This is a genomic window from Romboutsia sp. D33t1_170424_H2, assembly GCF_015669105.1.
In the GTDB taxonomy this organism is placed as follows: Bacteria; Bacillota; Clostridia; order Peptostreptococcales; family Peptostreptococcaceae; genus Romboutsia_C; species Romboutsia_C hominis.
Genome location: NZ_JADOZQ010000004.1, coordinates 237598 through 252302, shown reverse-complemented (window position 1 = coordinate 252302; position 14705 = coordinate 237598). Strand labels below are relative to the sequence as shown.

The window sequence follows — 14705 nt, the reverse complement described above, 5'->3', positions numbered from 1 at the left end:
AGTACTAATGATGTAGTAAAAATGGTTGAATACTTTGGAAAAGAAAAAAATAGAATAAACTTTGCACACTTAAGAAATGTTTTAATAACAGGAGAAAGTAGCTTTAATGAAGTAGCTCACTTATCTGAGTGTGGATCACTTGATTTTTATGAAATAGTAAAAGCATATTGTGATTATGACTTTAAAGGACCATATAGACCAGACCATGGAAGAATGATATGGGGAGAAACAGGAAGACCAGGATATGGACTATATGATAGAGCTTTAGGAGCAGTTTATATAAATGGATTAATAGAGGCTATAAATAAAAATAAATAATTTGAATAAATTAGTCTAAAAAAAGAAAATTAATTCAAATATTGTTAAAAATATTTTATGATAAAATATTTAGTATAAGTTAAATAAAGTCAAAATTTTAATTAAGTGAAATATATGGGGGTAAATATGAAAACGTTTATGGATAAAGACTTCCTATTAAATAGCGACACGGCAAAAACATTATATCATAACCACGCAGCAAAAATGCCTATATTTGACTATCACTGCCATTTACCAGCAGTAGAAATAGCAGAAGATAAAACATATGAAAATATAACTCAAATGTGGTTATACCATGACCACTACAAGTGGAGAGCTATGAGAAGCTTTGGTATAGATGAAAAGTACATCACAGGAGATGCTAGTGATTTTGAAAAGTTTAATGAATTTGCTAAGATGATGCCTTATTTAATAGGAAACCCTATATATCATTGGTCTCATTTAGAGCTTAGAAGATACTTTAACATAGAAGAAACTCTAAGTGAAAAAACTGCCGAGATTATATGGGAAAAAGCAAATCTTAGTATCAAAGAAAACAATTTAAGTGCAAGAAAGCTAATAGAAATGTCAAATGTAGTATACATAGGAACTACAGATGATCCAGCTGATGATTTAATATATCATAAAAAAATAAGAGAAGATGAAAGTTTTGAGTGTAAAGTAAGACCTACATTTAGACCAGATAAAGCACTTAAGATAAAAAATGAAGGTTTTATAGATTATATAAAAGCTTTAGGAAAATTAGAAAATATAGAAATAAAAACATACAGTGAACTTTTAAAAGTACTTAAAAATAGATTAGACTTCTTTGTAGAAAATGGATGTAATATAACAGATCATAGTTTAGAAAGAGTTTATTTTGAAAATTCAACAATAGAGGAAGTTGAAGAAATATTTGTTAAAGTTTTATCTGGTGAAACTATAAGTGATAAAGAAGCTTACAAGTACATAACTTTCACATTAATAAGCTTAGGAAAGATGTATAGCGAGAAAAATCTAGTTATGCAACTTCATATAGGTGCTCTTAGAAATAATAATACAAGAATGTTTAACAAAGTAGGGGTAGATGCAGGATTTGATAGTATTGATGATGGGGAAATCGCTTATTCATTATCAAGAATATTAGATAGTCTAGATGTAGAAGATAAACTACCTAAAACTATACTATACTGTTTAAATCCAAAGGATAACGAAGTACTAGGTACTATGATAGGTAACTTCCAAGGTGGAGGCATAGCTGGGAAAATACAATTTGGTTCTGGATGGTGGTTTAATGACCAAAAAGATGGAATGGAAAGACAATTAATGGCACTTTCACAACTTGGATTAGTTAGTAAATTTGTAGGAATGCTTACAGACTCTAGAAGTTTCTTATCTTTTACAAGACATGAATATTTTAGAAGAATACTTTGCAACTACATAGGTAACTTAGTTGAAAATGGAGAATATCCAAACGACTTAGACATACTAGGTCAAATAATTGAAGATATATGTTTTAACAACTCAAACAAATACTTCTTAGGATAAAACATTTTATAGGGGGAGCGTATGTTAGAAAATATAAAGATATCGGGATTTTCAGATGAAATAAGCAGTGATTTTGATACACAACTTCAAACAGTAACAGAACTTGGTATGGAGTATATATCAATAAGAGGGGTAAATGAAAAAAACTTTAGTGAATATAGTATAGATGAACTAAAAACTTATATAAAGCCAAAATTAGAAGAATATAAAGTAAAAGTATCTTCTATAGGATCACCTATAGGTAAAGTATTTATAGATGATGAAGAAGGTTTTAATAAGCAAGTAGATTTATTAGAAAAATTATGTGAAATGGCAAGTATACTAGAGTGTAAGTATATAAGAATGTTTAGTTTCTATATGCCAAAAGGTAAAAATCCTGATGACTATAGAGATGAAGTTATAAAAAAATTAAGTATATTTACAGAAATAGCTAAAAAGCACAACATAATACTACTTCATGAAAATGAAAAAGACATATACGGAGATATATCTTCTAGATGTTTAGAGATATTAAAAAGTGTAAATTCAGATAACTTTAAAGCTATATTTGACTTTGCAAACTTTGTTCAGTGTATGGAAAACACTAAAGAATGCTATGAATTATTAAAAGACTATATAGTATATTACCACATAAAAGATGCAAATAAACGTGATAATCAAAATGTAGTATGCGGAACTGGTGAAGGTAAGATAGAAGAAATACTAACAGATGCTATAAAAAATGGATATAAAGGCTTTGTAACTATGGAGCCACACTTAGTTATATTTGATTCATTAAAAGATTTAGAATTAGAAGATGTTAATGAAATAATAAAAGAAGACAAAGGTCTAGACGGAAAGAGTGCTTATGCACTTCAATATAAATCTTTAGTAAACATATTAGGAAAAATTGAGTTTAGATTAAACAAATTTGGAGGGGACGATATGAAACAAGTAAGATTTGGGATAGTTGGAATAGGTCAAATGGGTGGATCTCATGCTAGTTGGTTAGCAGAAGGAAAAGTAGCAGGAGCTAAGTTAACAGCAGTTTGTGATATAAACCCAGCTAAAAAGGAATGGGCTAATGAAAAGTTACCTAAAGATGTAAAATTCTTTGATAACTACATAGACATGTTAGATAGTAAAGAAATAGATGCTGTATTAATAGCTACACCACACTACGATCATCCAGTAATAGCTATAGAAGCATTAAACAGAGATTTACATACATTAGTTGAAAAGCCAGCAGGAGTTTTCACTAAGAAAATAAGAGAAATGAATGAATTAGCAGAGTCTAAGCCACACTTAGTATTTGGTATGATGTTTAATCAAAGAACAAACCCATTATATCAAAGAATAAAAGAAATAGTAGATAACGGTGAAATAGGGGAAATAAGAAGAACTAACTGGATAATAACTACTTGGTGGAGACCACAAGCATACTATGATATGAGTGACTGGAGAGCAACTTGGTCAGGAGAAGGCGGAGGAGTATTAGCTAACCAAGCACCTCACCAATTAGACTTATGGCAATGGATATGTGGAATGCCAACTAAAGTAAGAGCTAACTTACAATTTGGTTCTCACAGAAATATAGCTGTTGAAGATGATGTAACTGCTTTTGTTGAATACGAAAACGGAGCTACTGGAACATTTATAACTTGTACACATGACATATTAGGAACTGATAGATTTGAAATACACGGGGATAAAGGTAAGATAGTAGTTGAAGGAAGTAAGAAAGTAACAGTTAAGAGAATGAAAGAAAGCGAAAATGAATTAAACAAGAGATTAACTTTTGCTGATGTTGCAAATCTTTTCAGAGGAGAAGGTATGGGAGATTTATTCGAAGTTGAAGAATTTGAAATACCAGATCAATGGGGAGTTCAACATATAAATGTTATGATAAACTTCACTGAAGCTATATTAGAAGGTAAAAAATTATTAGCACCAGGAACAGATGGTATAAATGGAGTTATATTATCAAATGCAATGCACTTATCAAGCTGGACAGGAAAAGATATAGAATTACCATTTGATGAAGATTTATACCTAGAAGAATTAAACAAGAGAAGAGAAGCTGAAAAAGCTAACGCATAAATAAAAATAGGAGAAAGAAGGGAAAATATATGGCACTAAGAATAGGGATTATAGGTCTAGGAGATGTTTCTATGGTTCATCTTCATGCAATTAAATCAAATAAAAATGCAAAGCTAGTTGCAGTATGTGATATAGATGAAAATAAAAAAGATTTAGTAAAAGATGCTAAATTTTATACAGACTATAATGAGATGATTAAAAATGAAAACTTAGATTGTGTTCATATATGTTTACCACACTACCTTCACTATCCTGTAACTAAAGAAGTGGCTAATCTAGGAGTTAACATACTCCTAGAAAAACCACTTTGTTTAAACGCGAAAGAAGCTAATAAATTTAAAAAATTACATGACAATACAGATTCTAATATTTGTATATGTCTACAAAATAGATACAACAAAACAACAAAGCACTTATTAAATATAGTAAATTCTAAAGAATATGGAAAAGTAATTGGTATAAAGGGGATAGTTACTTGGAGTAGACCAAAAGAGTATTATGACATAAAGCCATGGAGAGGTAGTATGAAGTTAGCTGGTGGTGGAGTTATGATAAATCAGTCTATACATACATTAGATTTAATGCAATTATTAGGTGGAAAAATAGATTCTATAAAAGGTAAGGTTAGTAACTTATTAGATTATGATATAGAAGTTGAAGATACAGCTAGTGCTAGTATAAATTTCTCAAATGGGGCTAAAGGGTTATTCTTTTCAACAATAGCATATTGTGACAGCTCTAGTGTTGAGATACAGGTAATACTTGAAAAGGGTAAATTTACTATAAAAGATAGTAAATTATATAAATCAGTAGGTGGAGAAAAAGTTTTAATAGTAGAAGATGATAAACTTAGTGGAAGTAAGCATTATTATGGAGCTAGCCATAAAGAAATTATAAATGATTATTATAATTGCTTAATAAATAACACTAAAGATTATATAACTATAAATGACGCCATACCTTCTATAAAAATTATAGATAGTATAAGAACTTCATCTAAGGATAATAAACAAATATTATGGGGGTAAATAATATGACAAAACCAACAATAGGCGTTCAAATGATGATGCTTAGAGAAAAAGTACAAGAAATGGGTATAACTGAAACTTTCAAAAGAGTTAAAGAAATAGGATTTTCAACAGTAGAATTATCTCAAATACCTATGACTGAAGAAAATGTATCTGAAATAAAAAAATGTTTAGATGAGCTAGATATGAAAGTATGCGCAACTAGTGCAGCTATAAAGTCTTTAATGCCTTCTATTAAAATGGAAAACTTAAGAGATGACTTTGACAAAATAGTATCAGATACTAAAGCATTAAATTGCAAATATATAAGAGTAGGAATGATATCATTTGATTGTTTAGGATCAAAAGAAAAGATAATTGAGTATACTAAAGAATTAAATGAATTTGGTAAAAGATTAAAAGAAGAAGGTCTAGAACTTTATTATCATAATCACCATGTTGAATTTGCTAAATATGATGGTGAGTATATAATGGATATAATGGCTAAAGAAAGTGACCCAGAGTATTTAGGATTTGAGCTTGATGTTCATTGGTTACAAAGGGGAGGAGTAAATCCATTAGAGTGGATAAAGAAACTAGAAGGAAGAATAAAGATAATACATATAAAAGATTATAGAATAGCTCAAACTATAGACTTATCAGGTGGAATGGAACAAATAATGACAAATATGGCATTAATGGTTCAATTTGCTGAAATAGGAGAAGGAAACTTAGACATAAAAGCTATAATAGATTTAGCTGGAGAAACAGGGGTTGAACATATATTTATAGAGCAAGATGATACATATGGAAAAGATCCATTTGAAAGCTTAGAAATAAGTGCAAGAAATTTAAAAGCATTAGGATACGAAGATAGATTTTAATTAGTAATTTTTTTTAAAGATTGGGAAAACAATTTCAAAGATTTAATAATCGAAAGGGGAATAAAAAGTGTCTAACGTATCAAAACAACAATATAATAGTGCTAAATTATGGCAAATAGGACTTTTCGCTTTAAATAATACTGCCACAAATGTAATAATGTCTATAATGACTTACTTGGCAATATTTAGTCAAAATATACTAGGTATAGCTGCGGTAACTATAGGGGTAGTTATAACATCTATGAGAATATTTGACGGTATAACAGATCCAATAATAGGATATATGATAGACAAGACTGAAACTAAGTTTGGTAAATATAGACCATTTATGCTAGTTGGAAATATTATATTATTAATAACTGTGTATTTAATATTCGGAGTAGTACCAAACCTTAGTAAATCAATGAGATTTCCGGTACTTTTAGGAATATATGTAATATACATAATAGGATACACATTCCAAACAGCTTGTACAAAAGCAGCACAAGCGTCATTAACTAATGACCCTAAGCAAAGACCATTATTTACAATATTTGATTCAATATATAATAGTATATTATTTTCAGTATCAGCATTAGTAATAACTTCTATATTACCTCCAATGTTTGCTGATGGATATGAAAATGGTTTATTAAATCCTGAAATGTGGAAGATGGCAGCAATAATATTTGGTGGAACTTCATTTGTAATGACAATACTTGCAATTATAGGTATATCAGGGAGAGATAAAAAAGAATTTTACGGTGTCGGAAGTGCAGCAAATCAAGTTAAGTTTAAAGATTACTGGCCAATAATAAAGTCAAATAGAGCTATACAAATGCTAGTTATAGCAGCTTCAACTGATAAGTTAGCAAGCACTCTTGCTAATGCAACTAAGATGTATTTATTTGGTAACGTATTGATGAATATTAGTTTACAAGGTGAGATGAGTGTTATAACAACTCCAGTAACGATAATTATAACAATAATTGGAGTTAGATATGCATCAAAACTTGGGCAAAAGAAAGCTTTTGTTGCAGGTACTTGGTTAAGTATGGCAATGTTATTTGCAATGATTATAATACAACCATTTGATAATGTATCTATGACTAATATAAATTTAAATACTATACTATTCTTATCTATAACAATACTTCAAGGTGCATTTGCAGGGATATCAGGAAATATAGTTATACCAATGATAGCAGACTGTGCAGACTATGAAACATATAGAACTGGAAAGTTTGTTCCAGGTATGATGGGGACATTATTCTCATTTATAGATAAGTTAATATCATCATTTAGTTCAACATTACTTGGAGTAGGGCTTGCTATAATAGGTATGGCAAATGCAGTAATAGTTCCAAATACTCCAGCAGATACTAAGTTTTTCTGGTTAATAATGACGTGTATGTACATAGTACCAATATTTGGACATATAGCATCTATAATAGCTATGAAATTCTATCCATTAGATGCAGCTAAAATGGCTGAAGTTCAAAGTGGATTAAACAGTATAAAAGAGAAACAAGGTGCTTAAGGTTAAATTTTATTTGAGTGTTTTGTAAACATATTAATTTAAGTTTAAAGTAACGTATTTTAATCATAAAGAATCTCATGTAGTGATATATGAGATTCTTTGTGATTTTATTTATAATAAAAAAGAAGGTTTAGTAATAGAATTTGAAAAGTCGTTAAGTTAACCTGTAAAATAAAATTAATACTAGTATACCAATAAACCGAAATATATGATATACTAGTATTAATCTTAGGAAAATGTTTTACAAAGGGGAGATATTATGAGAAATATTATTAACATCAATGACAATTGGAAATTTGTAAAAGAAGATATTAAAGAAGCTTATATAAAAGATATTAATTTAAGCACTTGGGAAAATATAAGCATCCCCCATACTTGGAATGCTATAGATGGAATAGATGGAGGCAATGATTTTTATAAGGGAGCTTGCTGGTATAGAAAAGAGATATTTATAAATAAAGAATATGAAAATAAGAAAATATATATAGAATTAAATGGATCAAACAGTATAACAAATGTATACTTAAATGAAAAACATTTAGGAGAGCATAAAGGAGGATATTCTACTTTTAGATTTGATATAAGTGATGTAGTAGAATACGGAAAAGTTAACACAATAGCAATTAAAGTAGATAACTCTATAGTTGATGATGTATATCCTATATGGGCAGATTTTACATTCTATGGAGGGATATACAGAGATGTTAATCTAGTTGTTACAGATAAAACTCATTTTGAATTAATGAATGAAGGTTCTTTAGGAGTATATGTGTCACAAGATAATATAACTAAAGAAAGTGCAAGCATAACTGTAAAATCAATAATAAAAAATGATTGTGAAAAAGAAGAAGCTATAAAATTATGGATAGACGTATTAGATAAAGAAGGAAATATTGTAAAATACAATGCAAAAGATATATTATTAAACCCAAATGAATCAAAGGAAATATCACTACCAATAAATATAGAAAAACCTATACTATGGCATGGAGTAAAAAATCCATATTTATATAATGTAAAAGCATACATAATGAAAGATAATGATGTATTAGATGAATTAATAATACCAACAGGGTTTAGATACTATAGATTTGATGCTAAAGAAGGATTCTTCTTAAATGGAGAACATATGAAGTTAAATGGTGTTTCTAGACATCAAGATAGAAAAGATAAAGGTTGGGCACTAAGCAAAAAGGATCATGAAGAAGACATGAAACTTATAAAAGAAGTAGGTGCTAACTCAATACGTTTGGCTCATTATCAACACGATCAATACTTCTATGATTTATGTGATAGAGAAGGTATGATAATATGGGCGGAAATACCATTTATATCAGTTATGTCAAAGACTGATTTAAAAGGTGAAAATGCTAAGAGCCAATTAGTTGAATTAATACGTCAAAACTATAACCATTCAAGTATAGTTATGTGGGGAGTACAAAATGAAATACAAATAGGTGGTATAACTGACGAGCTTAGAACTCTAGTTAAAGAACTTCACCAACTAGCTAAAAAAGAAGATAGTACTCGTTTAACTACTCAAGCACAAGTTATGATGGTTGAAAATGAAGATGAGTTTCATAATTATACAGACATAATGGCTTATAACAAATATTATGGATGGTATCAAGGTGAAGTTGAAGAATTTGCTCAATGGTTAGATGATTTTAATAAGGTAAATCCAGATACTTGTATAGGTATATCAGAATATGGTGCAGAAGGAATAATTAAGTATCATACAGATAATCCACAAGTAAAGGATTATACAGAAGAGTACCATGCACTATATCATGAAAAAGTAATGAAGATATTTAATGAAAGAAAATTTGTATGGGGTACATACGTATGGAATTTCTTTGACTTTGGTTCTGATTTTAGAGATGAAGGTGGAGTTAAAGGAAGAAATAATAAAGGTTTAATAACATTTGATAGAAAAGTTAAAAAAGACGCATTTTATATGTACAAATCACTTTGGTCAGATGAAAAATTTATTCATATAAATAGTAAAAGATATATTGATAGAGAAAATAAATTTATAAATGTCAAAGTATACTCTAACTTAAATGAATTAACTTTATTTGTAAATAACGAAGAAGTAGCTACATTAAATTCAAATCATATATTTAACTTTGAAAATATAGAGTTAGTAGATGGACAAAATGAAGTAAAAGTAGTGGCAAAGAGTGAAGGCAAAGTTTACACGGATTTTGCTATATTTAATAAAGTAGATGAAAGAAATTCTATTTATGACTGTCCAGAAGATAAAGGTGGAGTAGTTACAAATTGGTTTAATGATGATAAAAACAAGTTTGATGATGTTGAAATTAAAGAACTTAATATTACAGATGATGTATATTCAACAAAATGTAAATTTAAAGAATTAATGGCCAATGAAGAAACTAAATCTATAATTGAAAAATATTTTGGACAAATTCTAGAGGGCCCAACTGCAGGTATGTTAGAAGGTATGACAATTGATCAATTAGCAGAATTAGCAGGTGGTCAGATAAGTGATAAATTTATATACGTATTAAATTCAGAATTAGTTAATATTAAAAAATAGTAATCAAATAAGGTATATAAATTTTATATACCTTATGATTATAAATCTAAAAAGACATTTATCAAAAGGGGGATTAAAATGAAAATAGATTTAAAAGCAAAACCATTTTACTTAGAAGATGAGGATATCAAGTGGGTAGAAGATACATTAGCGGGATTATCTTTAGATGAAAAGATAGGACAAGTATTTGTAGATATGCTTTGGAATAACAATGAAGAAGAGATAAAAGAGCGTATTAATAAATATGGCATGGGAGGATTTAGATATTCTAATATGTCAGCTGATAAGTTATATGAACAAAATATGACTATACAAAATACTAGTAAAATACCAGCACTAATAGCAGCTAATATAGAAGCTGGAGGAGATGGTGGTATTGGTGGTGGAACACATATAGGATACCATGTAACAATAGGGGCTACACAAGATAAAGAAAATGCATACAAATTAGGATATTATGGATGTAAGGAAGCAGCTGCTATAGGATGCAACTGGACTTATGCACCTATAGTTGATATAAATAAAAACTGGAGAAACTGTGTTGTATCTAGCCGTTGTTTCTCAAGTGATGCAGATGTTGTACTTGAAATGTCAAAAGAATATTTAAGAGGTGCAAATGATGCAGGTCTTGCTTGTTGTATGAAACATTTCCCAGGAGATGGATTAGATGAGCGTGATCAACACATAGTTACAACTAATAATATGATGAGTTGTGAAGAGTGGGATAATGAATTTGGTAAAGTATATAAGGGAATGATAGATGCAGGTGTTGAATCTGTAATGATAGGACATATAAGACTTCCAGAATACTCAAGAAAGTTAAAGCCAGGCATAAAAGATAATGAGATAATGCCAGCTACTATAGCACCTGAATTATTACAAGGATTACTTCGTGAACAATTAGGATTTAACGGATTAATACTTACTGATGCAACTCATATGGTAGGACTTACTTCTATGATAAGAAGAGAAGATATGATACCTACAACAATAGCATCAGGATGCGATATGATACTTTATTATAGAGATAAAGATGAAGATGTTGAAGCTATGAAAAAAGGACTTGAAAATGGAATATTAACTCATGAGCGTTTAGATGAAGCTGTTACTCGTGTACTTGCATTTAAAGCTATGTTAAAATTACATAAGAAAAAAGAATCAAATACATTAATGCCACCAAAAGAAAATTTATCTGTTATAGGATGTGAAAAACACTTAGAAGTAGCAAAAGATGTAGCAGATAAAGCTATAACTTTAGTTAAAAACACTAAAAATCAACTACCAATAACGCCAGAAACTCACAAAAGAATAATGCTATATACTGTAGACTCAACAGGGTTTGCATCTAAAGTATCAATGGCAGGAACAGGTAGCTTACAAGATAAAGTGAAAAATGAGTTAGAAGCACAAGGATTTGAGGTAGAAGTATTCGATCCAAATACATCTTTAAATGGAAAGCAATTATTAGCTATGACTCCAATAAAAGATTTTGTTGATAAGTTTGATGCAGTAATGCTGTTTGTAAATGTACAAGGATTCTCTCAAAGTAATGTACGTCGTATAACATGGGCTATGCCAATGGGTCCAGATATTCCTTGGTATGTTACAGAACTACCTACAGTATGTGTATCTGTAAATAATCCATTCCACTTAATAGATGTACCAATGGTACCAACATATATAAATGCATATACAGATAATGAAAATACTATACATCAAGTAATACAAAAGATAATGGGAAAATCTGAATTTAAAGGCGTAAGCTCAGTTGATGCATTCTGTGATTTTTGGGATACTCGTTTATAATTTTAATATAAATACTAAAATAAGAAATAAGCTATTTAATTAGCATAAAATATAAAAAAGCTATAAACTATAGGAATTAAAAACCAGAGTTTATAGCTTTTTTATGTATGTATTTCTTATATATAAATTAAATTAATATAAATTATAATAGATTATAAAATACATGAATAAAGTATATATAGGAAGATTTTAAAATTTTAAATATATATATAAAATCAGTTGATATAAACATCTATTATTGTTATTATAAATAACATAAAATGTAATATATTGACTAAATGAGTAAAAAGTTATAAAATATTCGATAATGATATTTATTATCAATTAAAAATGGTATAGATTAAATAAATAATATTTTGGATATAATTATAAAGATTTACATATGGAAGGAGAAATATATGAAAAAAATATTACTAGCATTATTATCAGTAATAACAATGATAAGTGCTGTAGCTTGTTCTAGTGGTAATAATACAGCTAAAGACAATGGGAAAATAAATGTTTACACAACAGTATTTCCTATATACGATTTTACAAGAAATATAGGAAAAGATAAGATAAATATAAATTATGTAGTTCCACCAGGAGTAGAACCTCATGACTATGAAATAACGCCAAAGCTTATGAAAGATATTCAAAATGCTGATTTACTTATAAAAAATGGATTAGGATTAGATAGCTTTGCAGATAAAATAAAAAGTGAAAATAAACTACAGATAGTAGATGCAAGTGAAGGTATAAAACCACTTACTTATGATGAAGAACAAAATCACGAAAAAGAGAATCATGAATCTCATAATCACGGGCAGTATGATCCTCATGTATGGTTAAATGTAGATTTAGCTATGAAAGAATGTGAAAACATAAAAAATGCTTTAATCAAAGCAGACGAAAAAAACAAAGACTATTATGAAAAAAATTATAATGAATATATAGAAAAGTTAAAAAAACTAAAAAGCGACTATGATGAAAATTTAAAAGACAAAAAAAATAAGAGTATAATAGTATCTCATGGCGCTTATGGATATTTATGTGATGAATATAAAATAAATCAAATATCTATAACAGGAATTAGTCCAAATCAAGAACCATCTCTTAGCAAAATAAGTGAAATAGCTAACTATGCAAAAAAGAATAATATAAAATACATACTATTTGATGGTCTTGTAAATCCAAATGTAGCAAAAACTATAGCAGATGAGGCTAATATAAAAACAACAGTGCTATATTCAATAGACAATATAAGTAAAAAGGATTTTGACAATAATAAAGATTACATATCTTTAATGAATAAAAACTTAGAAACACTAAATTTAGTTTTAAAGTAGGGATAAATATGGATAAAGTAATTAAATTTAACGATGTAAGCTTTGGATATGAAGATAAAGTTATATTAGATAATATAAACTTAAATATAAATAAAGGTGATTACATAGGTATTATAGGGCAAAATGGTGTTGGTAAAAGTACTTTGCTTAAGCTTATGATAAATAAATTAAAACCAGTTAAAGGAAGTATTGACTTACTTAATAAAAATATAAATAACTTTGATGAATGGAATAAAATCGGTTATGTAGACCAAAAATCAAATTCATTTTCTAGTTCATTTCCTATAACAGTAGAAGAAGTAGTATCATTAAGTTTAGTATCTAAGGTAGGTTTGTTTAAAAGAGTAAGTAAAAAATACAAAAAAGAAGTTGATGAAGTTTTAAAATTAGTAGGAATGTATGAGTATAAAGATAGACTAATAGGAAGTTTATCAGGAGGTCAACAACAAAAAGTATTTATAGCTAGAGAACTTGTAAAATCACCTGAAATACTATTTTTAGATGAACCAACAGTTGGAATAGATGTAAACGGACAAAAAGAATTTTATAAAATACTAAAAGAGTTAAATAAAAAATTAAATTTAACTATAATAATAGTATCTCATGATTTATTTATAGTTAAAGAAGAAGTTAAAAAATTAGCATTAATAAAAAATAAAAAAATAGAATTAATAGAAAATAGCAAAAAAGATATAGATGAATCTATAATGCTTAATTTATTTAGTAGTTAAAGTGGGGAGGCAATATTTTGGAAATTTTTCAATATGATTTTATGGTAAGGGCACTTACAGCTTCCTTAATAGTTGGGCTTATATGTCCATTAATGGGAATGTTTATAGTATTTAAAAAATTATCGTTAATAGGAGATAGTCTGTCACATATAGCACTATCAGGTATAGCATCAGCTACTATAGTAGGTGTAAATCCTTTAATAGGATCTTTAGTAGCATCAAGTATAGCAGCTATAATAATAGATAGATTAAGAACATATTTAAAAGAATATGCAGATTTGTCAATAGCTATAATAATGGCTTTAGGAGTTGGAATATCAGGTATACTTATAAGTATATCAAATACAAACTTTGATTTATTCTCATTTATGTATGGAAGTATAGCTACAGTAAGTAGTGAAGATATAAAAATAATCATTATGGTAGCAATTATAATTATTTTATTTGTAAGTTTATTATTTAAAGAATTATTATATATAACATTTGATGAGGAAAATGCAAAATTTTCTAAAATACCTGTAAAACTTATTAACACAATATTTATGATATTAGTTGCAGCAAGCATAACAATAACACTTAGAATAGTTGGGGTATTATTAGTATCATCCCTTATTTCAATACCAGTAGCTACAAGCTTAAAAGTAGCAAAAAGTTTTAAACAATCAATATTTTATTCAGTATTATTTGGTGAGATAGCTATAATAAGTGGGGTATTAATATCTTTTTATTTAGACATAGCACCAGGAGGAACTATTGTTATAATAAGTGTATTAGAGCTTTTAGGAGTAACTGTATTTTCAAAGTTAATAAATTCTAAACATAAAAAAATAGTATTAAACAAATAATAAAAGAGTAGGTTACTACTCTTTTTAATTTTTAAATTTAAAATAATTCTAAAAAAGTAGAAAAATCAACAGATATAGAAAAAAATAAAATATAATTT

The 14705-nt window shown here is 28.1% G+C and carries 11 protein-coding genes; all 11 read left to right on the top strand.

Translation table 11 applies throughout. The features are described from left to right. Nucleotides 1–318 (top strand): mannonate dehydratase (locus I4U66_RS07295; RefSeq protein WP_195928660.1); only part of this gene is annotated, 318 nt, incomplete at its 5' end. Between the two features lie 126 nt (nt 319–444). Further along, entirely contained in the window at nt 445–1845 is a 1401-nt protein-coding gene (gene uxaC, locus I4U66_RS07290) for a glucuronate isomerase (protein ID WP_195581608.1), read from the top strand. A 21-nt stretch (nt 1846–1866) separates the two neighbouring features. Further along, nucleotides 1867–3924, top strand: coding sequence for a Gfo/Idh/MocA family protein (locus I4U66_RS14945; protein WP_330615411.1), 2058 nt, complete (start codon nt 1867–1869; stop codon nt 3922–3924). Between the two features lie 29 nt (nt 3925–3953). Then, nucleotides 3954–4952 carry a Gfo/Idh/MocA family protein gene (locus tag I4U66_RS07275; protein WP_195928659.1) on the top strand — a complete coding sequence of 333 codons (999 nt, stop codon included), beginning with the start codon at nt 3954–3956 and terminating at the stop codon, nt 4950–4952. Between the two features lie 5 nt (nt 4953–4957). Continuing rightward, nucleotides 4958–5815: a sugar phosphate isomerase/epimerase family protein gene (locus tag I4U66_RS07270; protein WP_092925140.1), complete on the top strand. Its 858-nt coding sequence runs from the start codon at nt 4958–4960 to the stop codon at nt 5813–5815. Nucleotides 5816–5882: 67 nt separating this feature from the next. Further along, nucleotides 5883–7334, top strand: a complete 1452-nt coding sequence (locus I4U66_RS07265) for an MFS transporter (protein WP_092925142.1) — start codon at nt 5883–5885, stop codon at nt 7332–7334. Nucleotides 7335–7593: 259 nt separating this feature from the next. Then, nucleotides 7594–9897: a glycoside hydrolase family 2 protein gene (locus I4U66_RS07260; protein WP_195928658.1), complete on the top strand. Its 2304-nt coding sequence runs from the start codon at nt 7594–7596 to the stop codon at nt 9895–9897. Nucleotides 9898–9975: 78 nt separating this feature from the next. Further along, the gene (locus I4U66_RS07255; protein WP_195928657.1) at nt 9976–11703 is read left to right on the top strand and encodes a glycoside hydrolase family 3 protein; all 1728 of its coding nucleotides are present in this window, start codon (nt 9976–9978) and stop codon (nt 11701–11703) included. Between the two features lie 398 nt (nt 11704–12101). Then, entirely contained in the window at nt 12102–13031 is a 930-nt protein-coding gene (locus tag I4U66_RS07250) for a metal ABC transporter solute-binding protein, Zn/Mn family (RefSeq protein WP_092925149.1), read from the top strand. A gap of 8 nt (nt 13032–13039) precedes the next feature. After that, nucleotides 13040–13762: a metal ABC transporter ATP-binding protein gene (locus tag I4U66_RS07245; RefSeq protein ID WP_092925151.1), complete on the top strand. Its 723-nt coding sequence runs from the start codon at nt 13040–13042 to the stop codon at nt 13760–13762. 17 nt (nt 13763–13779) lie between these two features. Next, nucleotides 13780–14607: a metal ABC transporter permease gene (locus I4U66_RS07240; protein WP_092925153.1), complete on the top strand. Its 828-nt coding sequence runs from the start codon at nt 13780–13782 to the stop codon at nt 14605–14607. Nucleotides 14608–14705 lie beyond the last annotated feature (98 nt).